General features: G+C 61.8%; 22 protein-coding genes and 1 pseudogene. 10 read left to right on the top strand and 13 right to left on the bottom strand.

Features of this window, described 5'->3' with window-relative positions; genetic code table 11:
* Window positions 1–73: 73 nt before the first annotated feature.
* A complete protein-coding gene (locus C84B14_RS02820) occupies window positions 74–820 on the bottom strand; it encodes an SHOCT domain-containing protein (RefSeq protein WP_353221765.1) in 747 nt (248 codons plus the stop codon).
* A 162-nt stretch (window positions 821–982) separates the two neighbouring features.
* Here C84B14_RS02820 and C84B14_RS02815 point away from each other — a divergent pair, with 162 nt between their 5' ends.
* Both C84B14_RS02815 and C84B14_RS02810 read left to right on the top strand, forming a co-directional pair.
* A complete protein-coding gene (locus C84B14_RS02815) occupies window positions 983–1,327 on the top strand; it encodes a hypothetical protein (protein ID WP_353221764.1) in 345 nt (114 codons plus the stop codon).
* A 123-nt stretch (window positions 1,328–1,450) separates the two neighbouring features.
* The gene (locus tag C84B14_RS02810) at window positions 1,451–2,074 is read left to right on the top strand and encodes an IMPACT family protein (protein ID WP_353221763.1); all 624 of its coding nucleotides are present in this window, start codon (window positions 1,451–1,453) and stop codon (window positions 2,072–2,074) included.
* A gap of 103 nt (window positions 2,075–2,177) precedes the next feature.
* Here C84B14_RS02810 and C84B14_RS02805 read toward each other — a convergent pair whose 3' ends face one another.
* The gene (locus C84B14_RS02805) at window positions 2,178–2,495 is read right to left on the bottom strand and encodes a peptidylprolyl isomerase (protein ID WP_353221762.1); all 318 of its coding nucleotides are present in this window, start codon (window positions 2,493–2,495) and stop codon (window positions 2,178–2,180) included.
* 297 nt (window positions 2,496–2,792) lie between these two features.
* Between C84B14_RS02805 and C84B14_RS02800 the strand changes: the two genes are divergently transcribed.
* The 3 genes from C84B14_RS02800 (at window position 2,793) to C84B14_RS02790 (ending at window position 5,235) form a co-directional block, all read left to right on the top strand.
* Complete coding sequence (locus C84B14_RS02800; protein WP_353221761.1) at window positions 2,793–3,242, top strand: CBS domain-containing protein; 450 nt, start codon at window positions 2,793–2,795, stop codon at window positions 3,240–3,242.
* 539 nt (window positions 3,243–3,781) lie between these two features.
* On the top strand, window positions 3,782–4,168 hold the full coding sequence (locus C84B14_RS02795) for a DUF2267 domain-containing protein (protein WP_353221760.1): 387 nt from the start codon (window positions 3,782–3,784) through the stop codon (window positions 4,166–4,168).
* 125 nt (window positions 4,169–4,293) lie between these two features.
* Window positions 4,294–5,235, top strand: a complete 942-nt coding sequence (locus C84B14_RS02790; protein WP_353221759.1) for a 2-hydroxyacid dehydrogenase — start codon at window positions 4,294–4,296, stop codon at window positions 5,233–5,235.
* Window positions 5,236–5,279: 44 nt separating this feature from the next.
* On the opposite strand, the gene C84B14_RS02785 is transcribed toward C84B14_RS02790, so the two are convergent.
* Complete coding sequence (locus C84B14_RS02785; protein WP_348764707.1) at window positions 5,280–5,726, bottom strand: beta-lactamase hydrolase domain-containing protein; 447 nt, start codon at window positions 5,724–5,726, stop codon at window positions 5,280–5,282.
* A 553-nt stretch (window positions 5,727–6,279) separates the two neighbouring features.
* Between C84B14_RS02785 and C84B14_RS02780 the strand changes: the two genes are divergently transcribed.
* The gene (locus C84B14_RS02780) at window positions 6,280–7,923 is read left to right on the top strand and encodes a methyl-accepting chemotaxis protein (protein ID WP_353221758.1); all 1,644 of its coding nucleotides are present in this window, start codon (window positions 6,280–6,282) and stop codon (window positions 7,921–7,923) included.
* A gap of 271 nt (window positions 7,924–8,194) precedes the next feature.
* Window positions 8,195–8,731, top strand: a complete 537-nt coding sequence (locus tag C84B14_RS02775) for a hypothetical protein (protein WP_353221757.1) — start codon at window positions 8,195–8,197, stop codon at window positions 8,729–8,731.
* A gap of 183 nt (window positions 8,732–8,914) precedes the next feature.
* Here the strand turns inward: C84B14_RS02775 and C84B14_RS02770 are convergent, their stop codons facing one another.
* Window positions 8,915–10,162 (bottom strand): acyl-CoA dehydrogenase family protein, encoded by a 1,248-nt coding sequence (locus tag C84B14_RS02770; protein ID WP_353221756.1) that lies wholly within the window; start codon window positions 10,160–10,162, stop codon window positions 8,915–8,917.
* A gap of 175 nt (window positions 10,163–10,337) precedes the next feature.
* On the opposite strand from C84B14_RS02770, the gene C84B14_RS02765 reads away from it, so the two are divergent.
* Window positions 10,338–11,003, top strand: coding sequence for a transposase (locus C84B14_RS02765; RefSeq protein ID WP_353221755.1), 666 nt, complete (start codon window positions 10,338–10,340; stop codon window positions 11,001–11,003).
* A 108-nt stretch (window positions 11,004–11,111) separates the two neighbouring features.
* Here the strand turns inward: C84B14_RS02765 and C84B14_RS02760 are convergent, their stop codons facing one another.
* Both C84B14_RS02760 and C84B14_RS02755 read right to left on the bottom strand, forming a co-directional pair.
* The gene (locus C84B14_RS02760) at window positions 11,112–11,651 is read right to left on the bottom strand and encodes a hypothetical protein (protein WP_353221754.1); all 540 of its coding nucleotides are present in this window, start codon (window positions 11,649–11,651) and stop codon (window positions 11,112–11,114) included.
* A gap of 193 nt (window positions 11,652–11,844) precedes the next feature.
* A complete protein-coding gene (locus C84B14_RS02755) occupies window positions 11,845–13,479 on the bottom strand; it encodes a methyl-accepting chemotaxis protein (RefSeq protein ID WP_353221753.1) in 1,635 nt (544 codons plus the stop codon).
* A gap of 449 nt (window positions 13,480–13,928) precedes the next feature.
* Here C84B14_RS02755 and C84B14_RS02750 point away from each other — a divergent pair.
* A pseudogene (locus tag C84B14_RS02750) lies at window positions 13,929–14,063 on the top strand (IS3 family transposase); the annotation flags it as partial.
* 129 nt (window positions 14,064–14,192) lie between these two features.
* Here the strand turns inward: C84B14_RS02750 and C84B14_RS02745 are convergent.
* From C84B14_RS02745 to aceE, 7 genes are all read right to left on the bottom strand, one after another.
* Window positions 14,193–15,554: a hypothetical protein gene (locus C84B14_RS02745; RefSeq protein ID WP_353221752.1), complete on the bottom strand. Its 1,362-nt coding sequence runs from the start codon at window positions 15,552–15,554 to the stop codon at window positions 14,193–14,195.
* Window positions 15,555–15,699: 145 nt separating this feature from the next.
* Window positions 15,700–15,960 (bottom strand): HigA family addiction module antitoxin, encoded by a 261-nt coding sequence (locus C84B14_RS02740; protein WP_353221751.1) that lies wholly within the window; start codon window positions 15,958–15,960, stop codon window positions 15,700–15,702.
* 81 nt (window positions 15,961–16,041) lie between these two features.
* Window positions 16,042–16,440, bottom strand: coding sequence for a PIN domain-containing protein (locus C84B14_RS02735; RefSeq protein ID WP_353221750.1), 399 nt, complete (start codon window positions 16,438–16,440; stop codon window positions 16,042–16,044).
* Complete coding sequence (locus tag C84B14_RS02730) at window positions 16,409–16,681, bottom strand: type II TA system antitoxin, ParD family (RefSeq protein WP_353221749.1); 273 nt, start codon at window positions 16,679–16,681, stop codon at window positions 16,409–16,411. The genes C84B14_RS02735 and C84B14_RS02730 overlap by 32 nt, the downstream gene beginning before the upstream one ends.
* A gap of 126 nt (window positions 16,682–16,807) precedes the next feature.
* Window positions 16,808–18,700 (bottom strand): dihydrolipoyl dehydrogenase, encoded by a 1,893-nt coding sequence (gene lpdA, locus C84B14_RS02725; protein ID WP_353221748.1) that lies wholly within the window; start codon window positions 18,698–18,700, stop codon window positions 16,808–16,810.
* A 185-nt stretch (window positions 18,701–18,885) separates the two neighbouring features.
* A complete protein-coding gene (locus C84B14_RS02720; RefSeq protein ID WP_353221747.1) occupies window positions 18,886–20,712 on the bottom strand; it encodes a dihydrolipoyllysine-residue acetyltransferase in 1,827 nt (608 codons plus the stop codon).
* Between the two features lie 84 nt (window positions 20,713–20,796).
* Complete coding sequence (gene aceE, locus C84B14_RS02715) at window positions 20,797–23,487, bottom strand: pyruvate dehydrogenase (acetyl-transferring), homodimeric type (protein WP_353221746.1); 2,691 nt, start codon at window positions 23,485–23,487, stop codon at window positions 20,797–20,799.
* Window positions 23,488–23,628: 141 nt separating this feature from the next.
* Here aceE and C84B14_RS02710 point away from each other — a divergent pair, with 141 nt between their 5' ends.
* Window positions 23,629–24,636 (top strand): amidoligase family protein, encoded by a 1,008-nt coding sequence (locus C84B14_RS02710; RefSeq protein WP_353221745.1) that lies wholly within the window; start codon window positions 23,629–23,631, stop codon window positions 24,634–24,636.

The raw sequence follows: 24,636 nt of genomic DNA, 5'->3' as shown, positions 1-24,636 counted from the left end.
GTCTCGTTCATCCTGGCCGCAGGTGTGGCGTGCGCGGGCCGTATGCAGGCTGTCATGCCGCTGTCGATACGATCTACAGCCGCGCCAGGAGTTCCTGTTTCTTGGCCGCAAATTCGGCCTCGGTGAGCACACCCTGGCGCTGGAGCTGGCCCAGCCGCTCCAGCGCGTCGAGGATTTCGGCGCTCGATGAGCCGGCGCCGGGCGTCGGTTCAGTCGCTGGCTCCGGACCCGAGGCGGCAGGCGTCGCCACCGCGACCATGTCCGCGAGTGCGACTTCGCCGAGCTGGCTGGTAAAAACCATCTCCCCGGCCTGTTGCTGCTGCGACTGCGCCAGGCCCGTAATGTGATGGTCGCCCGTATCGTAGAGCGAAACCCGCTCGGCGCGGCGAACCGCTAGCCGGCGGACTGCCGCGAAATAAGCGTAGGCCATCGCGTTCTGTTCGCCCGTCGCGTCCGGCTCGCCGAGATGGTGGGGCCACCAGACCTCGCGTTCGACGCGCACGGTATCCCAGCCGCGGGCACCGGAATGGATTCTTCGATGATCCGACGCATTCACGTCCCGGCGCTCCCGCATTACCCGCGACAACGTGTTGCATGCCGCATCGATACGGTTTTTGAGTACCTGGTTGCCCGGCTCGGTGATCAGGATCAGGCCGCCGCGCATCCACTGCCCCGGCCCGGCGAACTCGGGATGGTCGAACATCGCCATATCGCCGCCGCCCTCGACCACGGCGGCCCAGAGTTGCTGCATGGCCGAGCGGCTGAAACCGAAGCGCTCGGCGCAGTCCGCCAGCGTCCGATCAGGGACAGGATCGATCATGACTTTTCGAAAACCGATGAAACATGCCACGCATTCTAGGGTCTGTGCGTACCCAACAAGCCAACGGCGGCGCCGCTGCGTTCGTTCGGACGCTGCCGGAATAGGAAATGCGACATAATATTGCGCGCAACTAATATGGAACACTAATCAAGGAGGCCGCGCATGGCCAACAACTCCGATACCGACGCCTGTTTCGCCCGCGTGAAAAGCGCGCTGAATTCGCCGGTCGATAACGACACCGCCCGCGCGGTCACCGAAACACTGTGCGAGGCCGACTGGCACCCCCACTACATCGCCCAGATCGTATCCCAGGTCATTGACCTGGATGCGGACAACACGTTCGTTCGCGAGCTCGGCGTCGCGCTCAAGCGCGACCCCATCGACAGCGAGATCGAATACGCCCGGCAGCGTCGCCAGGAAGGTGCGGATGCCCATGCCGTGGCCACGGAAGTACGCGAAGACGACGAATCGATTGCCGTTCGCAACCCGCCGCGCTCGTCGCCCTGAACGCCGAGCCCGACCCGGCGGCCTGGCAAATAACCGCAGGCCTGTGTCGCACACCTCGCTGTGGTGCAATACGCGTATGAGTCACCACCGTGGCCGCCAAGCCACGCCTGACGAGGAATGTTCATGCGCTTTCGCATGCCGAGCGCACCGCTCGACGACCCCTACAGCGTCACGCTCGAAATACGCAAAAGCCAGTTCATCGGCTGGTGTGCGGCGGTTGCCGAGCCCGACGACGTGCCGCGACTGATCTCGCGCGCACGCGAGCACTACCCCGACGCTTCGCATCATTGCTCGGCCTATATCGCAGGCCCGCCGGGCGAAGATCACGCCATCGGCTTTGCCGACGATGGCGAACCGGGCGGCACGGCCGGCCGACCGATGTATCAGGTGCTCGAAGGCAGTGGCCTGGGCCGGATCGCCTGCGTGGTCATTCGCTATTTCGGCGGCATCAAATTGGGCACCGGTGGCCTCGCCCGGGCCTATTCACAAACGGTAAGCGCGTTGCTGGCCGATCTGCCGACACGGGAATACGTGCCTCGCTGCCGCCTGGCCCTCGAACTGGCGTTCGCCGACGAGCAGCCAGTACGGGCATGGCTGGCCGAACACGAGGGCGACGTCGTCGATGCGGCCTATCACGCCGAAGGCGTAAGGCTGGCCGTGGCCTGGCCGTTGGACGCCCGTTCGCCATTAACCGAACTCGATGCACGGCTTAACGGGCGTTTATCCTGGTCGCGAGCGCCCGCGTAGCGCTCGCGACCGGCAACCCGTCCGGTTCGACCTCACGCCGCGTGCGTGCGGTCGAAACCGGGCGTTGGGGTTGCGTTTCAGTCTGGCTGATCGCCTGCGACGTTCAGCCGCGCTCGGTGACTTCGAGCAGGTGATAGCCGAACTGGGTCTTCACCGGCCCTTGCACTTCGTTGAGCGGCGCGCTGAATACCACTTCGTCGAACTCCGGCACCATCTGGCCACGCCCGAAGGTGCCCAGCTCGCCGCCCTTGCGACCCGAGGGGCAGGACGAATGCTCGCGGGCGATTTCGGCGAAGTCGCTGCCGTTTTCGATGTCTTTCTTGAGTTCGAGGCACTTGTCTTCGCTGTCGACAAGAATATGACGGGCACTGGCTTTGGCCATGGTTTGATCCTGCTTTAATGGATGGAACAGGCAGGCCATCTTACGGCAAAAGACAGGCGAAGACCGTTGCCCGGCGCGGCGACCGCCTGCCGTGACAGGCACGCTGGCAGACTATGAGAAAGGGGCGCGACGGCCACGACGACCCGGGTTGGCGGCTGCTCGATTCACGTCCGCGATATTTCGGCCGATAGCCCCCTGATAAGCCGGCCACGTCCATGCCTGCTATAAACCGACAAACCGCGTGTACCACCACCGCTGCGGCAGCCCGCGTGCCCATGCGGACAAGCGCGCTTCGAGATCGCCCGCGCCTATGCGCCATTGGAGTAGACAACACTCATGAGCACCGCCATCCGTGCCCGCGTAGCCGACATCATGACCCGCGACGTTTTCACGCTCAAACACGACCAGACGCTCTACGACGCCCGCGAACTGATGGGCGTACATCAGATCCGCCACGTACCGATACTCGACGAAAGCGAGCAGCTGGTCGGGCTGGTGACCCAGAAGATCGTACTGCGCGAAGCGCTCAAGATCGCCGAAACCCACGGCTCCGATCAGCTTGGCCCGCGCATGGCGCAGATTCCGCTGGTCGAGGTGCTTGATCACAATTTTGACACCGTGAGCAGCGAAACCTCGCTGATCGAGGCCGGACAGCTGTTGCTCGGCGGTCGCCAGGGCACGTTGCCCGTAGTCGATAACGCCACGCTGGTCGGTATCGTGTCGCATATGGACTATGTGCGCATGGCCCTCGAACTGCTCGAAAGCAACGCCCCTACGCCAGCCTAGCTACGCCCGGCGCTCGCTTGCTCGCCATGCCGTGCCTGGCAGCGCGGTCGAATTAAATGGCGGCACAAGGTGTATAGCCACACGCATGCGCGTGCTCGTCCCGGGGTGCGAACGCGTTTGTTGGCGCCTACCCGGTGGCGGGCCAACGGCCGAATCGCGTCGGGCGAATCGCAGTACGGCTGGCCGCAGCCGCTGACGTTATCTGGCGCGTCCTATTAATCCGGCACCAAAACAGCTGACGAAATCGGCCGTTTTCAATGCCGTTGGAAGAAACGGCGGCACACATGCGTCTTTTCTTCCCAAGGCTTCACGACCGTTGGCCGTGGCAGCAATGCTCTCGCATGCGCGCGTTATCAACGTGAACAATCAGCTATTGAATGGCCTGTTTTTGGGCCGGGTTAATAACCGGCTGCCAGCAGGCGGGTCGCGGCAGCCTGTACCTACGGGTTTATCGGTATTTCAGTGGGCAGCGGGCGGGTCCAAGCTGACCGCATATTTGAAAAGTGCCGCAGCCAGGCGACACGCATCAGGATATCCCCATGCAAACCGATCGTTTCATCGCCCGTGTCTACGAGGGCTGTCCGCAGCTCGATCCGGATGTGGCCCACCAGAGCACGCTGATCGCCCTCGATGCGCTATGCGAACATCTGCCCAAGGGTCAGACCCAGGACATGGCAGCGCAACTACCGGACGAAATCGCGGACGCGGTCATCGCCGGCGGCAATCGCGCCGAGACGACCGACGTTCCCGTCAGCCTGGAAGAGTTCTACTACAAGCTGATGTTTCGTACCGAACTGGAAGAGGCCGACGCCAAAATGCTGGCCCGCAGCGTGGCCCGTACGCTCAACCACGCGCTGAGCGAAGGCGAAGCGAAAAACACCGAGCTCGACCTGCCCGGCGAACTGGCGGACCTGCTCAGCGACTGAACGAGCGCTGGGCGACCACGGCCACCATTCGCTCGCCAAACGAGCGATAACGCGTCAGCATGGCGGTATTCCTGAGCACAAGCCGTAGCCATGTCACAGCTGAGCGCGCTGACCGAGGCCGTGCGATGAGCCGCCCGGCGGTACTCGTTGCCGGTCGCATGCCGCCGAACGTACTCGACCAGCTCGAGGCCTCGTTCACCGTATATCGCCTGCCCGACAGCGCAAACGAGGCCGATAGAATGATCGACGCGGTCGGCCCGCTTATTCGCGGCATGGCCACCAACGCCGTTCAGGCACCGCCGATCGACCGGCTGGAGCGGCTGCCCGCGCTCGAAATCATGGCGTCTTCGGGCATCGGTACCGACGCGCTCAACCTCGACTATGCCCGCCAACGCGGGATTCGCGTAACGCATACGCCCGATGTGCTCACCGACGACGTGGCCGACTTCGCGCTCTTGCTCATGCTGGCCACGTCCCGCCAGCTGCTGCGGGCCGATCGCAATGTCCGCGCCGGGCGCTGGCTGGATGGCCTGTCGCTGGCGCATCGTGTCAGCGGCAAGCGGCTGGGCATTCTCGGCCTCGGACGTATCGGGCAGGCGATCGCGCAGCGTGCGGCCGCTTTCGATATGACCATCGGCTATCACCAGCGCCGTCGCAACGCAGACGTCGCCTATCGCTACTACGACAGGCTCGTCGCACTCGCCGCGGACAGCGACTTTCTGGTGGTGGTCGTGCCGGGCGGGCCTGCGACCGACCGCATGGTGGACGCCGTCGTGCTGGAAGCGCTCGGGCCGGAAGGCATTCTAATCAACGTGGGCCGCGGCTCGACCGTAGATGAGCCGGCGCTGATCACCGCCCTGACGCAGGGCGATATCCGCGGCGCCGGCCTGGACGTGCTGGCCAACGAGCCGCAGGTGCCCGACGCCCTGCACGCCCTGGATAACGTCGTGCTGGCGCCGCATTACGCCAGCGCTACCATGGAAACGCGCACCGCCATGGGCCAGCTCGTGGTGGATAACCTGCGGGCGCACTTCGACGGGCGCGCCTTGCTGACCCCGGTGGCCTGACCCGGGCGCTTCACCTGCGGGCACATGCCCGCGGTCGTCACCGATCAGCCGATCTTGCGCGCCACCGCGTCCAGCAGGGACCCATCCGGGTCGAGGCCGGCAGCGATGCCCAGGCCCATGGATTCGTGATCGCTCTTGTGCTGGATGAAGCGGGCCCGGTAGGCAATCAGAGCACCCACTCGATTGGCGCTGCCGCAATGCACCAGCGCCGGCAGGGCACCGGGCACCAGGGCTTCGTCGAGCAGGCGCGCGTTCTTGTCGTTGATGTCGTCCGCACCGGCTACCGGGATATGCACATAGTTCATGCCGGTTTTGCGAACGAGTGCGGCCTCGTCGAAGTCGGTCATCTCGCCGTCGGGGCGCAGGTTGATGACCGTCTTCACCCCCTGGGCCTGGGCCGCTTCGAGCTGTGCGGCCGTGGGCTGGCCGGCGGTGGTGATCCCGCGCTCGAACCGGCATGCATTCACAAGGCCTTGGGTGTAGTCGGACATAGGGTTGCTCCTGCCAGTAAGACTGCAATCGGTTAGAACGCCATCATACTTATCATTGCTCGATGATAAAGTCCCGCGCTCCCCACTGCGCGACCGATCAAACGATCCACGCCCCGGCATTGAACCGCACCAGCACGGCCGCCGGCATCGTCGTCGCCGGGCCTCGGCTTCGCCGCCATGCTGTCGCGTAAGCGCACCATCCAACGATAACGAAATTTCGTTTCATCTCTCTAAAGTTATCGCACGAATCGCCGAGAAATTAAGGCAAGTCAGCCTCTCGCAAACCAAACGCCGGTCATGCCAAGCGCCGCTTTTGCTGTCGGCTCTGCCGGGCATCCACGACATTCAAGGACAGCGCGCCATACGAATCGCAACGCACGTGTTGCATCACCGCATACGGCTGCGGCGTTGGCCCGGCCCGGTAGCGCTATGACGCCCAGCCGCGCTTTTAACCGCTGCCCTCGGGTGGCCACCGTTTGCGCGCCCGACCCATTTTGCCCGCTTCATCACTTAACCGGCCCCTATTTCCGGCTCCAAATATCGGAGAACATCTTTGAAAATCAGAAATCTATCAATTAGCAAACAACTGGGCCTGAGCATTCTGGTAGCGGTATTCTTCCTGGTGATAAGCGGCGCGCTGAATTCCTACAGCTTGAGCAACGTCAACGCCGAGATGCGCTCGCTGTACAACGACCGCGTGGTGCCGCTCAAGGGGCTGAAAACCATCTCTGACGCCTACGCGGTGAATGTGATCGATGCGCTCAACAAGGCGAACGCCGGGCTCTTGAGTGCCGAAGAGGCCGCCCAGGCGATCCAGAGCGCACGTACGACCATCGACAGCGAATGGCAGGCGTATCGGGCCACCGAGCTCACCTCTGCCGAAGCCGCGCTGGTTGAGCAGGCGGAAAAACTGTTTGGCCCCGCCAACGCTGCCGTCGACAGCCTGCTGCGTGATCTGCAGGGCTATTCCGGATTCGTTAGCAACCAGCTGGAAAATCACGACGGCGAACTTTATGCCACGATCGATCCGATCAGCCACAAGATCAACGAGCTCATCGAGCTCCAGCTCACTGTCGCCGAACGTGGCATGGAAAGTAGCCAGGCGGAATACCACGCCGCCATGATGAAAACGATCGGCCTGGGCGTGATCGCGGTGCTGATATCCCTGGGTGTGGCCATCGTGATCGCCCGCGGCATTACCCGGCCGCTCGGGCGCGCAGTCGACCAGGCCAAGGCCGTGGCCGCGGGCGACCTGACCCAGCGCATCGACGTACATTCGACCAACGAGATCGGCCAGCTGCTGGCCGCCCAGCAGGCCATGGTGGAAAGCCTGACCACCGTGGTGGCCGAAGTGCGGCGCAACGCCGAGAGTGTATCCACCGCCAGCGGCCAGATCGCGCAGGGCAATAGCGACTTGAGCCAGCGCACCGAAGAACAGGCCGCGGCTCTGGAACAGACCTCTGCCTCGATGGAGGAAATGGGTGCCAGCGCCAGTCACAACGCCGAAAACGCGGCCACCGCCAACCGGCTGGCGGGCGAGGCGAACTCAGTGGCCGCAGAGGGCGGCGAAGTGGTCGCGCAGGTCGTGGCGACCATGCGCGAGATCAACGACAGCAGCGTTCAGGTGAGCAACATCGTTGCCGTGATCGACGGTATCGCGTTCCAGACCAATATCCTTGCCCTCAATGCCTCGGTGGAAGCCGCGCGCGCCGGCGAGCAGGGCCGCGGCTTTGCCGTGGTGGCCAACGAGGTGCGCAACCTTGCCCAGCGCAGCGCCGACGCCGCCAAGGAAATCAAGGTGCTCATCGAGACGAGCGTGGAGCGTATCGGCCAGGGCACCACGCTTGCCGATCGTGCGGGCGCCACCATGCAGCAGGTCGTGTCGGCGATTACCAACGTCAGCACCATCGTCGAGGAAATGAGCAGCGCCAGCCGCGAACAGAACGAGGCCGTACGCCAGGCCAGCGAGGCCGTTACGCAGATCGACGAAACCACCCAACAGAACGCCGCACTCGTGGAGGAATCCGCGGCGGCGGCCGAAAGCCTGCGCGGCCAGGCGGTCGAACTGGTGAAGCTGGTACAGCAGTTCCAGCTGGCCAGCCAGCCAGCGCGTGGCGTCGACGCACAGCCGGAGCACCCGGTGACGTCGCAGCAGGCGTATCCGGCCGTCGACATGGGCGCCCCCGCGTACAGCTAGAGCGCCCAGGCAAACAATCGGCCCGAGACCGATCGCCGGCTATGCCTTAACCGGGCATAGCCGGCGGCACGACGCGATATGCCAGGTCTTGCCCTCGTAGCGGATTGGCTGGGCCGTTGCCGGCCGAGGTATTACGCCGCAAGGTCAACGCAGCCGTAAATTGTGGCTTGAGTTGCATGGTCGCCGTGTGGCCGCGACCGGAGATAGGCTCGTCAGCAATTTCGCGCCCCATTCGCGGTCACAAGACGACCATGTTCTTGACCCATTCGCCATGACACGTCAATCACTCGGCCTCTGGATACTCGCCCTGTTTGCGGCGAGCGCCGCCGCGCCCGCGTTTGCGGCCTGTTCGCCCGGCGGGCGCGATTACGCGATTGATGCCGGCCGGCTGGATAGCGCCTTGCAGCAGTTCGCGCATACCAGCGGCTGCCTGGTGGAAACCGATCTGAGCGAAAACGCGGCCCTGCAGGTCAACCCGGTACAGGGTCGATTCACTGCGGCCAACGCGCTTATCCGTCTGGTGCGGGGCACCGGGCTGGAAGCGCATGTCGACCCGGGCCACTACGCCGTCAATCGTGCCAACCGCGAGGCGGTAAAGCAGCGCGTGGATACGCTGCGCCATCAAGTGGCCAGCGCGCGCCGTAGCGGCGCGCTGTCCAAGGATAAGGCCGACGCGCTCGACCGGGACCTGGCGGCGGTCTGGCGCGACGCCCAGGCGCTGATTACCGAACAGGGCTTTCTCAGCGCCGGCGAAAACGCCAGCTTTCAGCGCCTGTTCGCCTATGTGCAGGGCCAGCTCGCCGGCTAGCCGCAAGTCCACGGCTCGTTCCACGCCGGTCAGCACGCTAACGACGCCTGGTATTCGAGCCGGTTCGGCTCCCTCCTTTGACTAACGGCCCTGACACAGAAAGACGAGCGGGCTGGCAACGATTGCGCAGCATTGGAACGCTTCGCGACGTCCCTTGCGCGGCATCCCCGGCTCGACAAACGCTCAGGTGTACCAGGTCGGCTCCGGGATCTCATCGAGCAGGGCGAAGCGGCCGACCTCAACCCGCTTGTAGGCAATCGGATCGTGCAGGCTGTGGGTACGCAGGTTGCGCCAGTAGATATCGAAGCCGTACTTGTTAGCGCTGGCCCGAGCGCCGGTCAATTCATACAGCCGGGTCGCAATATCCAGCCCGGTATCCACGATGCGCTGTTTCGCCGCGGCTACCTTCACGGCCGCTTCACCGCGCTCGCGGGCTTTGACCGCCTCGCGCGGCCGGTGCAACAGCGCATCGACCACGGCCACGGTCTGTTCCACAAATGCCTGGCTGGCCCACAGCCGCGACTGCAGATCGCCAAAGCCGTCGAGCACATAGAACTCGTCGGCCGCACGGGTCTTGTTGTCGCCGCCGTAGGGCCAGGGGCGCGTGTGCCGGCGGTTGTATTCGCGCGCGGCCGCCAGCGCACCTTCGGCAATGCCCAGATAAAAGCTGGTGAACACCAGCTGTATGGCCGGCACGTTCAGGGTGGCATACACGCTGGGCTGATAGCGCTTGTTCACGAAGCCGAGGGCGTCGCTCCAGGGCACTTCCACGTCGCGGATAATGACGCCGCCGGATTCGGTCAGACGCTGGCCGAGGTTGTCCCAGTCACCCAGAAATTCCAGCCCGTCCTGGCGCGAATCCACCACCGCGAACACATGCTCGCCGCTGTTTTCCAGCACGCCTTCCAGTACGGTCAGATCCGCCACCCCGCTGCCGGTGGAAAAACTCTTGCGGCCGTTGAACACGAGCGTATCGCCCGTATCCGTCACCTTGAGATCGTTATCACGCGGGTTCACCGCGCCGCCGAAAAACAGCTGCCCGGCGGCATAGTGGCGCTCGATGGCCTCGATCTGATCCGGCGTGCCCACCAGACGCGCCGCCCAGGCCCACAGATAGTGATACCCCAGCAGCTGACCGATCGAGCCATCGCCCCGGGCCACCTCGCGAATCACCCGATAGGCGGTCGACCACCGCTGGCCACCGCCGCCAAGGGCTTTCGGCGCCAGCAGCGTGACCAGCCCGGCGTTCTTGAGCAGCTCCACCTCGGCATGCGGGCTGCGATTGGCGCGATCGCGCACCACCGCATCCTCGGCCAGCAGATCGCCGACGCTACGGGCCCGCTCGATCCAGCCATCCGCCGTATCCGGCCAGGCATCCTGCTGCCAACCGAACGCATCGACCACTTCCTGCTTGATAGACACTGCACTCATCGCTGCTCTCCATCGAAAGACGCATCGGCGCGGCCCCATGCCGTCACCGCAGGCCAACAGTCTCTGCAACGAAGTGAGAGCCGCGCCAATCACAAAACGGCAAAAGCAAATCACGCAGCATCTATTCGGGGACAGTATACTTAACTCCCACACCCGACCCCGCTAGAGCATCCGCATGGCCCGCCTCGCCCGTGTCGTCCTACCCGGCACACCGCACCACGTCACCCAGCGCGGCAATCGCCGCCAGCCCGTCTTTTTCGAAGACGACGACTACCGGTTCTATCTATCGCTGATCAACGAGTTCGCTGCGAAGGCGGATACCGCGGTGATCGCCTATTGCCTCCTGCCCGACCAGGTGCACTTCATCCTGACGCCAAGCCACGCGGACGGCCTGCGCGCGGCGCTGGGCGAAGCCCATCGGCGCTATACGCGACATATCAACTTCCGCGAAAACTGGCGTGGTCATCTCTGGCAGGAGCGCTTTCATTCCTATCCCATGGATGATGCGCACCTCTGGGCCGCCGTACGCTATGTCGAACGCAATCCCGTAGCGGTGGATATCGTCACCGACCCCACCGAATGGCCGTGGTCGAGTGCCAAGGCCCATGTATCGAACCGAGCCGATCCCCATATCAAACTATCGCGCCGACCCAACCTGGCTGATGACTGGCGCGATTACCTGGCTGCCGGCGTGCCCGCGGATGAAGCCGAACAGGTCGAGCAACACCTACGTACTGGCCGCCCGCTGGGCAATGAGGTGTTCATCAACCGGGCCGAGAAGCGGCTCGGGCGAACGCTTCACAGACAGCCGCCCGGGCCGAAGCCTAAAAGCCGGGACTGAGATAAGAATGCTTTCCCCGGATCCAGGCACGCGGGTCAGGGCGTCGCTTCAGGCCTGCAGCCCGGTATATATCCCGTCGAAAACCGGCGGCACATGTACCGCGCCCGGCTAACGCTTTCTGTCCGCCTGTCGGTAACAAACCTCGTCCGGCGCCAGGCCGCGCTTTTCGATCGCATCAAGATAGGCTTGTGCCTTCGCCTTGCGAACAATCGTGGGGCCCACCATCAGGCCCAGGCCTTCGTTGGCCGGCACTTCGTTGTAATCCGCCACCAGGGCATTGATCGGGACAAGCGGCAAGACCCACAGCAGGCCATAGAACTTGTGAACCCGCGCGCCATATTGATAGCGCGCGATCTGCACATTCTGGTGGTACAAACGCGCCTGCGCATGCACCGGCGACAGCCAATAGGTCGGCAACAGCCCGAACGTCCACCCGGACAACCACCCAGCCGGATTCTCATCCATGTAATCGTTACCGGAGCCGCTATCCACCTCGAAGTAATAGGGCGTCGGGCCGGCGTGCACGTCACACACCGGTACAGCTACCGCCGTCTGATCGACCCGGGCGAGTTCGCCGCCGACGATACCGGCGCACCCGGTCAAGACGCTGATCACCATCGTCGCAGCAACACGGGCGAGATACTTCATGGTTCCCCTTCGGAAAAACCATGAAGAAACTACAGCGTTGAACGAATACCCGCCACCGACGGCCGCGAAGGTAATTTCGGGCGCATCTATAGCGACGTATAAGGGACAGACGACTTCTTATCGCGTTAATCGGTGATATCACTCACTTAAGCGATTCAAACGTGGTCTGTCCCGAATGGCGCTGAATGCGGGCTCAAGCCGGCTGGTACGCGGGCGTGGCATCGGCGGGCTGTAGCACAGCGTCGCTGGCCGGCGATCGGGCGGGATCGCTGACGCGCTGTAGACGGAATTCCGAGATCGCACTCAGCAACAGCTTGGCCTGGCGATTGAGTTCCTTCGCATCCGCGTTGCTCTGCTCAACCATGCGGGCGTTGTCCTGCGTGTTCTGATCGATCTGGCCAATCGATGTACTCACTTCGCTCACCCCGATGCTCTGCTCGGCGCAGGCCTGGCTGATTTCGGCCACATGGCGGGTCACGCGTTGGATCGCTTCCACGGCCGCCTGAATCGTCTGGCCGGCATGGGTGGCGCGTTCGGTGCCCTGCTCGGTCTGGCTGACGCTCTGGTTGATCAAATCCTTGATCTGGCGGGCCGCTTCGGCGCTGCGCGTCGCCAGGCTACGCACCTCCTGCGCCACGACCGCGAAGCCGCGGCCCTGTTCGCCGGCTCTTGCGGCTTCCACCGAGGCGTTCAGCGCCAGCAGATTGGTCTGAAAGGCAATCTCATCGATCATGCCGATAATATCGAAGATCTCACGGGCACTCTCGTGGATGCGCTGCATGGTCGACTGCACCTCGTTGAAGACACTGCCGCCCCGCTCGGCGATATCGCTGGCATCGCTGGCCAAGCGCTCAGCCTCGCGCGCGCTGTCGGCATTACGGCCCACCGTCGACGTGAGCTGTTCCATCGCCGCGGAACTCTGTTCCAGCGCGCTGGCCTGACCGTCGGTGCGCTCCGAGAGCCGGGCATTCTGATGCTCGATCCGATCGCTCGCGTCCGAAACCGAATGCGCCGCATCATCCACCCGAGTCACGGTATCGCGTAGCGTCGCCACGGTTTGCACCAGGCAAGCCATGATGCTACCTGCATGCGCCTTACGCAGATACGTCGATGTGTCGACCGCCAGATCGCCGCGGCCTATCGACTCCGCCAGCCAGCGCACTTCGTACGGCTCGGCGCCGAACGTGCGGATAAGCTGACGCGCAATCACGAAAGCAATGCCGGCACCCAGAAGCAACGCAAACAAGGTGAGGGCAATCATGATGTTGCGAAAGCCGCTCGTGGTTTCACGCGTGGCCTGCACGTCGACGTTGTTCTGTTGTTCCTGGTAGTCGATGAAATCGTTGATTCGATTCAGCCAGGTCATGTATGCCGGCCGGGCTTCGGCCAGCACGAGCTGCCGGGCCTCGGCCCGGGCCCCGTCACGGCGCAAATCGAGCACCCGCTCGGTTAAAGGCACCGTGCGCGCGCCTATCTCGTTGATAGCAGCCAGGAGCTGCATGTCCATGTCGCTGAAGTCGACTTCGCCCTGCATCGCCTGCATGTTTTCGTGAGCACGGTCATAGTCTGCGGCCAGATTGGCGATCAGCGCCTCGACATCGCCCAGCTCGGCGTCATCCACGAGCAGAGCGTCGCGCAATGCGATCGCGCGATCGTGCACACTGCCCCGATAGTTGATGGCATACCGCTGCTTTTTGCTGTTGACGTCATTGATGTACGTCAGCAATCCATCCACTTTCTCGACCTGCCATATACCGATCGCCGTGAGTAACACCATCAGCGATAGAACGGCGCTGAAACCCAGCATGATGCGGGTACGCAGACGCATACCACGGCCTGCGCCGTGATCTTGATTCGAGAAAGGCATGAAGCGGACTCTAGTGGGTGATAATAAGCACGGGCCGGCCGTCGGGTTGACCGACAGCCAAGTAAGCACGCCTTATCGGCCGCCCGCCGGATTACTTAAGCCGCAATTAACTCGCTTACGATTATTTTGTGCGCGACCTATTCGCGCTGAGTGGCTTATAGAAAGCCGCGCATTGGGGGATAGGAGACGCGCCGCAGGCGCCGAAGCCTAAGATACATATACTGTCCCCTTATTTAGAGGCGCCTGACCAAAGAGCGATAGAAAGGCCAGTGCAAAAAACGCGCCCAAACACTATCGGGCGCTGGGCAGCGAAGGATCGCTCACAGCGGCGATCGTGAGCTGTGTTTGAGCGTTACGTATGGACACATCACGTCGCACCAAGGGGATAAGTATACTGTCCCTGGATTCCGTTTGAGTCGCCATCGCAGGCTAAATCTGCGATCTTCGACTACATCGAGGTCTTCTATAACCGACAGCGACTACACCAATCGCTGGACTATCAAACACCGGAGAGTTACGAACGTAAGCTAGCCACTAACCCCTGATCTGGCTGTCCGAAATAGCCGGGGCATCTCATACTGTCCCCGAATCACTAGGTTTGAACCTGAATCCACCACGGCGTGATGCGGCGTGAGCCAATTTCCTGGTAAAGAGACGTCTGTCTCCTGTGATTTCTAGCCACCTTCTCGATGCTGGGGGTGTTGAATAATAAAATTCCAGACAAAGCCGCCGGTGCTAGCGTCTCCCCAATCTGACTTGGTCAGTGATAGCCGTATGCCGTCAACCGCCAAGGCGCCAGATTCGGCGGATTCAACGTGACGATAGATCGTCGTTGCACGTTCAGAGCCAAATGTTTTAGCAAGCAGAGTTAGAGCCCGCTCATAGAAGGCTTGCTGCGCTTCTTTCGTGTCGTTCTGGTTGAAACCATCAAGTGCAATTCGCAGCCGCGTTACGGCCCGCTCGTTACCGCTAAGATAATAGGAAACTCGATCGGCTAGGACTTTCTCGTTCAGTTTCACCGACGGGATATGAGCAAACCATTCCCAGGGTGTCCGATGATAGTGATCGGTGATGAGGCCATATTCCTTAAGAAATAGTCTCGCCTCATAGGGTGACCAACCTTCGGCGCGTGAAACGGCAGGCGGATTATCTTCAATTTTGCGGAGCCGCTTGATCTCTTGGATAGCGTCTTTGACGCCCTGTTTGTCCGCGATGTCACGCACACGCATATCTCGAGACAGCCGCTTAACCCCATTAATATTGATGCCGAACGAGAATAGCGCACGCCATCGCGCATAGCGGACAATTGAGGATTGCTTTGGTCTCGTTCGGAGGCGCACGAAGGCTTCTTCGTACGTCATATACGTCGCGAGTAAGTAAATAAATGGAACGAACATCAGCCAGAGAAGAAAAGGTAACCCAAACTCACGCAATGTGTTGAATGACCAAAATACGGCGACGTTGTTAGCGATAAAAACGCAGCTCGCGCAGAGAACTATGACGCCTGCGAACATTTCGGTGTTGCGTAAAATTTTCAGAACTTTGGCGTTGTTGTGCCTACCAACTTGGTGTTCGCAAACGGCGATAAGGAGCGTCAGTAGCACCAAAACCGGAAGCATTATCAGTTCTATAAAGAGTGGGAAACTAACGAGTTCGGCGACGAAAAAAATTACTGCGGAGATTGTGAATGCCTCTGTCACAAGTCGTGGAAGCATATGTGGCTTATCTTTAAGTCGTTGTGCTTCAAAAACGCCGGTGAATCCAACTGTCATCCACCACAGTAAGGTCGATTTGAGGTTGGTCAATTCCCATAGCTGCAGCCAAGCGAGCAGCCCCACACAACCTGCCACGTATAGAGACATAACTAGCCAAACCTTTGTAAGCTTCGGCGCGAAGAATGTTTTAACGAGATTGAGCGCGAGTGGACGTGTTTTTGTCCAGAGGAGCAGCCCTGCGAGCAGTAAGCCCAGATAAATGAGCGTTGCTGTCTCGCGATTGCTCAGGTCGAAGCCGAATTCAGCGGCTGTTACGGACACGTCTACCCAGACCGTAAATTCTCAGTATTGTGAAGCAGATTATGTTCTATCTACGCGGATATCTGGGGATATCTGGGATATCTGGGATATCTGGGATATCTGGGATATCTGGGATATCTGGGGACAGTATACTTATCCATCTTGATCAGGCGACTTGGGCTCGATGTACCTCTTCCAGATCATAATCGGCCTGCAATCCCATCCAGAATTTCTCACTGGCTCCGAAATACCGGGCCAATCGTACCGCGGTATCCGCACTGATCGCCCGCTTTTCCAGCACGATTTCGTTGATACGACGGGGCGGTACGTCGATTGCACGGGCCAGTCGGTTTTGGCTCAGTTCCATCGGCTTTAGAAATTCCTCAAGGCGAATTTCGCCGGGGTGAACGTTTGCTAGTTCGGTCATCGGTGCACCCGCTAGTGGCGTCTACGATCTCGACGCTGATCCGATGTCTACGCATCCGGTGGTGGCGTAAACAGCACGCATTCATCGCATGAACGCTTGGAAATCCAAGCGCTGAATCTTTTCGAAATGCTTTCGGTTGCCGCTCAACAGCGTGAGTTCATTATGTATCGCCGTAGCCGCGACGAGAGCGTCCGCGAGTAATAGACCGTCGGAGAGCGCGTGATCTCTAATCAAATCTCTGGCGATGTTGCCGGTTGCCGCATTGATCGGCACGACGTTGACGCCCCAGTTGTCGAGACCGCGTTCGAGCTCCTTAAGCTCCCGCGCATCACGCGCGCCCTGCATGAGCTCGATGACCGTGACGATCGATAGAGCCGGCTGATCTATTGCGTCGACGGTCTGCACCGCGGACGCATCACCGCGCGTCGCCCAGATCACCACATCGGTATCAATCAGCATCATCGCACGGCGATTGCTCAAACCGACGGCCTTTGCGCTGATCACGCACCCAGGCATCAGGGTCCGCCATGTCGTTTCGATCGGCCCAAAGGCCGCTCAACCCGGAGTCGCTGAATCGCGGTCTGTCTGCTTGGGGTTCGCTGTGTTCTGACGTCCCCAGCCGACGCAAGACGTAGTCTCGTAAGCTCAGGCCCCTCAGCGAGGCTTCCGACTTGATTGCGCGGTGCAGTTCGTCGGGTATATCAATGCTCAAGCGGCTCATGTGGCACCCCCACAAATGTTCATCTCCACAGTAGCGCCATCATGCAACCTGAGCAAATGTCGCGGGCGACCATAAAAAAGGCCGGCGAACGGCCGGCCTTTTGATCGCAGCAGAGTGTCGGCCGCGCTATTTCTTCTTCTTCGGAATATACAAATCCGTGAGCGTCCCAGCTTCGGCCTCAGCGGCCATGCCGACCGTTTCGGCCAGCGTTGGGTGCGGATGGATGGTCAGGCCAATATCGTCGGCGTTAGCACCCATTTCGATGGCGAGACAGGTTTCGGCGATGAGATCGCCAGCACCGCTGCCGACAGCACCCGCACCGATGATGCGGCCGTCGCTGCCGAACAGCAGCTTGGTGTTGCCGTCGGTGGCGTCCAGGCCGATGGCCCGGCCGTTGGCGGCCCAGGGGAAGGCGCCCTTGGTATATTCGATGCCGTCTTTCTTGGCCTGGGTTTCGGTCACGCCGGTCCAGGCGACTTCCGGGTCCGTATAGACGACCGACGGGATGACCTTGGCATCGAAGGCGGCTTTTTCGCCGGCACAGCATTCCGCGGCGACCTTGCCCTGGTGCGTGGCCCGATGGGCGAGCTGGGGTTCGCCGGAGACGTCGCCGATGGCAAAGATGTTGTCGACGTTGGTACGGCACTGTTTGTCGATGGCGATGAAGCCGCGGTCGTCCACTTTTACGCCGGCGGCGTCGGCGCCGATCTTGGCGCCGTTGGGCTTGCGGCCGATGGCGACCAGCACTCGGTCGTAGTCCTTGGACTTGGGCACGTCGTCGCCTTCGAAGCTCGCCGTGAGCTTGTCGCCGGCTTCCAGGCCGGTGACCTTGGTGGACACCCAGATATTGCCGCAGCGCTTTTTCATGCGCTTGGTGAGCGGCTTGATGAGGTCCTTGTCGGCGCCGGGGATGAGGCTGTCGGTCATTTCGACCACATCCACATCGGTGCCGTGGGCGGCATAGACGTTGGCGATTTCGCAGCCGATGATGCCGCCGCCGACGACGAGCAGCGAGCCGGGGATTTCGTCAGGGGATAGGGCTTCTTCCGAGGTCCAGATGCGTTCGTCCTCGGGCCAGCCGGGCAGCATGACCGGCTCGGAGCCGACGGCAATAATGGCGCTTTTGAAGGTGATCTGGTCGGTATCGTCGCTGCCTTCGATCTTGAGCGTATGGGCATCGGCAAAGGTGCCCGTGCCGTTGACGATATTGACCTTGCGCTTGGAGGCCATGGATTTCAGGCCGCCGGTGAGCTGGTCGATGACCGACTGCTTGTAGTCGAGCAGCTTGGGCAGATCGATTTCGGGCTTGCCGAAGGTGACGCCGTGATTGGCCATATTGGCCGCGTCTTCAATCACCTTGGCCGAATGCAGCAGCGCCTTGGAGGGAATACAGCCGACGTTGAGGCATACACCGCCCAGCACGCTATGGCGCTCGACCAGGGTGACGCTCAGGCCCAGGTCGGCGGCACGGAAGGCGGCCGAGTAGCCGCCCGGGCCGGAGCCGAGGACGAGCACGTCGCAATCGTAGTCGTGATCGCCGCTGGCGGGCTTGTCGGCCTTCTTCTTGGGCTGCTTCGAATCGGACGACTGTTTCTTGTCGGCCGATTTGTCCTTGGAGGCGGACTTCTTGTCGGATTTGGCGGACGATTTCTTGTCGTCCGACTTGTCGGACTTTTTCGATTTCGCCGCCTTGGTGTCCTCGTCCTTCTCATCGTCGCTTTCGGTTTCGCCGTCATCGGCGTCGTCCGAATCGGCGTCGCCTTCATCCTCACCGCCTTCTTCATCGGCGGCTTCGATAAGCGCGATCACATCGCCTTCGGAGACGGTATCGCCTTCCGAGACTTTCAGTTCGGTGATCTTGCCGGCGACCGTGGACGGCACTTCGAGGGTGGCCTTGTCGGATTCCAGCGTAATGAGCGGCTGTTCTTCCTCGACCGTGTCGCCCTCGGCGACGAGCACTTCGATGATCTCGACGGAGTCGAAATCGCCGATGTCGGGAACCTTGATTTCCTGCGCCATGGTTTAACTACCTTGACCGGCCCGCGGGCCGGAGTGTGCGTTCAAGAAGCGGGCCATCGAAGCGACAGGCTTCAGATCGCCCGGCGCGAGCGATGAGGCTGCAAGCCAAGGCGCCGGGAGCGCTGTGTAGCAACGCTACATAAGCGAGCGGCAACGCCGTATTGCAGTCTCATGGCCGCGGCCTCCTATAGAAGCAACGTACGAAGATCGGAGAGTTTCTCGCTGATAAAGCCGGTAATCCGTGCCGCCTTGGCCCCGTCGATCACGCGGTGATCGTAGGAGAACGACAGCGGCAGAATCAGACGCGGCTCGAACTCGCTGCCGTTCCAGACCGGCTGCCAGCTGTGCTTGGACACGCCCAGAATGCCGACCTCGGGGGAGTTCACGATCGGCGTGAACGCGGTACCGCCGACACCGCCGAGGCTCGAGATCGAGAAGCAGGCGCCTTTCATGTCGTCGCCCTTGATCTTGCCGTCGCGGGCCCGGCCGGACACATCGTCCAGATCGCGGGCGATCTCGTAGATGCCTTTCTTGTCGACATCCTTGATCACCGGCATGAGCAGGCCGTTGGGTGTGTCCACCGCCACGGCGATGTTCACGTACTTCTTGTGGACCAGCGATTCGCCGTCGGCCGTGAGCGAACTGTTGAGGTCCGGGAAGGCCTTGAGCGCGGCCGCCGAGGCCTTGAGCAAAAAGGCCAGCGGCGTGAGCTTGACCCCATCGGCCTTGGCCTTTTCCTTGTTCGCCTGGCGGAATTCTTCCAGATCGGTGATATCGGCGTTGTCGAACTGGGTGACATGCGGAATGAGCAGCCAGTTCTTGTGGACCGCCTTGGCCGAGATCTTGCGGATACGCTCCAGCGGGACGGTTTCGACTTCGCCGAACTGGCTGAAATCGATATCCGGCTGGGCGGGCACGCCGCCACCACCGCCGGCCGGTGCCGCCGCAGATGCGCCGCCGCCGCTCTGTGCCTGCGACAGGGCTTTCTTCACATAGGACTGCACGTCCTCGAAGGTGATCCGGCCCTTGCGGCCCGAGCCGTCCACGCGGCCGAGATCGGCGCCGAGTTCACGCGCGTACTTGCGCACGCTCGGCGAGGCGTGGGCCTTGCCGAAGCGTTCTTCGTCGACCTTGTCCAGCTTGGAGGAATCGCCGCTGTCGTCCTTGGGTTTCTGCTTGTTCGACGCCGGCTCTTTTTTCGACGACTTGTCTTCAGACTTCTTCTTGTCCGCCTTGTCGTCTTTCTTCTTTTCGGACTTTTCGTCCTTCTTGGCGCGGTCGTCATCGCCGGATTTCTTGCTCGACGCCTTGTCCTGCTTGGACGACTGCTTCTTGTCGCCGCCCGAGGACTGGCCGCCGGCTTTTTCCAGCATTGCGATCACATCGCCTTCGGAGACGGTGTCGCCTTCCGAAACCTTCATTTCGGTGATCTTGCCGGCCGCGGACGAGGGCACTTCCAGCGTGGCCTTGTCGGACTCCAGCGTGATCAGCGGCTGTTCTTCTTCGACCTCGTCGCCTTCGGACACCAGCACTTCGATGACTTCGACCGAGTCGAAATCGCCGATATCGGGGACTTTCACCTCAACGGTTTCGCCGCCGGCGTCTTCGTCGTCGGACGACTCGTCTTCTTCGCCGTCGTCTTCGTCGGCGTCTTCGCTGGCGTCGTCTTCGTCCGCGTCCGAGTCGCCTTCTTCAGAATCGGCTTCGTCGTCGCTTTCGCCTTCATCGGATGCGTCGTCGTCGCCGTCGTCATCCGAATCGTCATCGCCTTCTTCAGCGGCTTCCACGAGCGCGATCACGTCGCCTTCGGAGACGGTATCGCCTTCCGAGACCTTCATTTCGGTGATCTTGCCCGCGATGGTGGAAGGCACCTCGAGCGTGGCCTTGTCGGATTCGAGGGTGATGATCGGCTGTTCCTGCTCGATCGTGTCGCCTTTGGATACCAGTACCTCGATGACTTCGACCGAGTCGAAGTCGCCGATATCCGGGACCTTGATTTCCTGCGCCGCCATAAAGCGTTTCCTTGGCTGCTGGCGCAGCGGAACCAAGCCGCTGCGCCGTGTCTATCGTTGCTGCCTGCCCGGCCGCGAAACCGATCAGTGCGTGATCGGCTCCGGCTTGTCCGGGTCGATGCCGTATTTGCGGATGGCTTCGCCGACGACCTTGCGTTCGATCTTGCCTTCGTCGGCCAGGGCCTTGAGCGCACAGACGGTGATCCAGCGCCGGTCCACTTCGAAGAATTCGCGTAGTGCTTCGCGCGTGTCCGAACGACCGTAACCGTCGGTGCCCAGCGTGTGGTAGGCGACCGGCAGATAGGGCCGAATCATTTCCGGCAGGCCACGGACATAGTCGGTGGCGGCAATGGCCGGGCCCTTGGCGTCGGCGAACTTCTTGGCCACGAAGCTCTGCTTGGGTTCTTCTTCCGGGTGGAGCATGTTCCAGCGCTCCACCGAAGCGCCGTCGCGCTTGAGCTGGGTAAAGCTCGGCGCGCTCCAGACCGTGGTGCCCACATCGAACTCGTTTTCGAGCATGTCGGCGGCGGCGATCACTTCGTTGAGGATCGTGCCCGAGCCGAGCAGATTGACCTGCAGGTCCTTGTCCGTGCCCGACTGCGAGAACTGATACATGCCGGCAATGATGTCGTCCTCCACGCCTTCCGGCATCGGCGGATGGGCATAGTTTTCGTTCATCATCGTGAGGTAGTAGTAGACGTCGCGCTGTTCTTCGAACATCTCTACCAGGCCCCGATGCATGATCACCGCCATCTCGTAGGAGAAGGTCGGGTCATAGGCACGACAGTTGGGCACGCAGTCGAACAGCACGTGCGAATGGCCGTCCTGATGCTGCAGGCCTTCGCCGTTGATCGTGGTACGCCCGGCGGTGCCGCCCAGCAGGAAACCGCGGGCACGCATGTCGCCGGCCGCCCAGCAGAAGTCGCCCACGCGCTGGAAGCCGAACATCGAATAGAAGGCATAGAACGGGATCATCGTCTTGCCGTGATTCGAATAGGCCGTGGCCGCCGCCATGAACGATGACATGGCCCCGGCTTCGGTGATGCCTTCCTCGAGGATCTGACCCTTGACCGATTCCTTGTAGAAGGCGAGCTGGTCCGAATCCTCGGGCACGAACAGCTGGCCCACCGGCGAGTAGATACCCAGGCTTCGGAACATGCCTTCCATGCCGAAGGTACGCGCTTCGTCCGGGATGATCGGCACGACGCGGTCCTTGATGTTCTTGTCGCGGGTGAGGATCTGCAGGATGCGGGTGAACACCATGGTGGTGGCCATCTCGCGATCGCCCGAGCCCTGCAACAGCTTGTCGAAAGCGCTCAGCTCGGGAATCTCGAGCTTGTCGCCTTCGGTACGCCGCTGGGGCAGATAGCCGCCCAGCTCCTTGCGCCGCGCCTTGAGATACTGGATCTCTTCGGAGTCTTCGTCCGGCTTGTAGAAGGGGGCGTCGGCGATCTTGTCGTCGTCGACCGGGATCTCGAAGCGGTCGCGGAATTCCTTGAGCGCGTCCTCGCCCATCTTCTTCTGCTGATGGGTGATGTTCTGGCCTTCGCCGGCCTCGCCCATGCCGTAGCCCTTGACCGTCTTGGCCAGGATCACGGTCGGGCGCCCGTTCTTCTGGTTCACCGCCGCGTGATAGGCGGCGAACACCTTGTGCGGATCGTGGCCGCCGCGGTTGAGGCGGCGAATGTCCTCGTCCGACATGGAGGCGACCATTTCCTTGAGCTCCGGATACTTGCCGAAGAAGTTCTCGCGGGTGTAGTCGCCGCCGTTGGCCTTGAAGGCCTGGTATTCGCCGTCGACGGTTTCGTTCATCAGTTCGATGAGCTTGCCGTCGTGGTCCTGGGCCAGCAGGCCGTCCCAGAGCGCGCCCCAGATCACCTTGATCACGTTCCAGCCGGCACCACGGAAGGCGCCTTCGAGCTCGTTGATGATCTTGGAGTCGCCGCGGACCGGGCCGTCCAGGCGCTGCAGGTTGCAGTTGACCACGAAGATGAGGTTATCCAGGCCTTCGCGGGCGGCGATATCGATCGCGCCCATGGATTCTGGCTCGTCCATCTCGCCGTCGCCGCAGAAGCACCAGACGTGACGGCCTTCGTTGTCCTGAATGCCACGGTTCTGCATGTAGCGCATGAACCGGGCCTGGTAGATCGCGTTGATCGGGCCGATACCCATCGACACGGTCGCAAACTGCCAGTAGTCGGGCATCAGCCAGGCGTGCGGATAGCTCGACAGGCCCTTGCCGGTGGATTCGGCGCGGAAGTTATAAAGCTGGTCTTCGTTGATACGCCCTTCGAGATAGGAGCGCGCATAGATACCCGGCGCGGAATGGCCCTGGATATACACCAGATCACCGCCGTGATCGTCGCTGGGCGCATGCCAGAAGTGGTTGAAGCCCACTTCGTAGAGGGTGGCCGCCGAGGCATAGCTGGCGATATGACCGCCCACGCCTTCGTGGTGGCGATTGGCCTGTACGACCATGGCCATCGCATTCCAGCGGATGATCGAACGGATGCGCCACTCGATCGCCGGATCGCCCGGCGAGCGTTCTTCCAGATGCGGCGGAATGGTGTTGATATAGGCCGTATTGGGCGAATACGGAATATATGCCCCGGATCGGCGGGAACGCTCGATGAGCATTTCCAGCAGATAGTGGGCCCGCTCCGGCCCCTCGATCTCGATGACGGCGTCGAGCGCGTCGCGCCACTCGGCGGATTCCTGCGGATCGACGTCTTCGACGTCGTCGGCGTGCTCGGGATGCGGGCTCGCCTGGGCCATAAGGCGCTCCTTGAAGTAGCTCGGTGGAATTCAGTCTGAAACCGATATTACGCCCGCATTTCGAGGCGAGACAACTGGCCGTGTTCCAGCATGGATGGCATGCTTTCAGCGTTTCTCGAATATGCTGCATTGCACTATACAATGACCAAGATCGACGCCACCGCGGCACAGGCCCCGCTGCGCCTGCCATCACGCCGCCATACGGCATCGAACGGTGAACGCCGTGTCGGCGTGGAACTTGAGTTTACCGGCCTGTCGATCGAGCGGATAAGCGAAATCGTAAGGCGTACGCTCGGCGGCGAAATCCGCCCGCACAGCGCGTACGAATACACGGTGGCGAACACGCCCCTGGGCGACTTCGCCCTCGAACTCGACTACGCCTTCCTCAAGGAACGCGGTCGGCGTGAAAGCCAGCCCGGCCTGCTCGACGAGATCGAACGCGTATCCGAAGACATGCTCGGCGCAGTCGCCAAGCGGGTGGTGCCTTTTGAGATTGTCGGCCCGCCGATTGCCATCAGCGAACTGCATGCCGTCAACGCACTGATCGCGGCCCTGCGCGAAGCCGGCGCCCGCGGCACCAGCCAGTCGGCGATCTACGCCTTCGGCCTGCACCTGAACCCGGAACTGCCCGATCTGGAAACCAACACGCTGCTGGGCTATATGCGTGCCTTTGCGGTGGCCTTCGATTGGCTCAAGCGGGTGAGCGAAATCGATATCAGCCGCCGCGTATTTCCGTATATCCAGCCTTACACGAAGGCCTATGTCCGCCAGATCTGCGATCCGGCATACGCGCCTACGCGCGATCAGCTTATCGACGACTATCTTGCCGAGAACGCCAGCCGCAACCGCGCGCTCGACATGCTGCCCGTATTCGCCCATCTCGACGAGGCGCGCGTGCGCGAAGCCGTTTCCGACGGGCTGATCAAGGCACGGCCGACGCTGCATTATCGCCTGCCCAACTGCGAAATCGAACGACCCGGATGGGACCTGCGGCCGGCCTGGGACCACTGGCTGGTAATCGAGGAACTCGCAGCGGATCCCGAGCGTCTCGAACAGATCTGTGCCGACTACTGCGATACGCTGGACCGGCCGTTCGGCGACTGGTTCGGCCGCTGGAGTGATGTGTTCGAACAGTACCTGCAGCGCTGA

This window comes from Salinisphaera sp. C84B14, from assembly GCF_040361435.1.
Classification (GTDB): domain Bacteria; phylum Pseudomonadota; class Gammaproteobacteria; order Nevskiales; family Salinisphaeraceae; genus Salinisphaera.
This window is presented reverse-complemented; position numbering and strand designations above follow the sequence as displayed.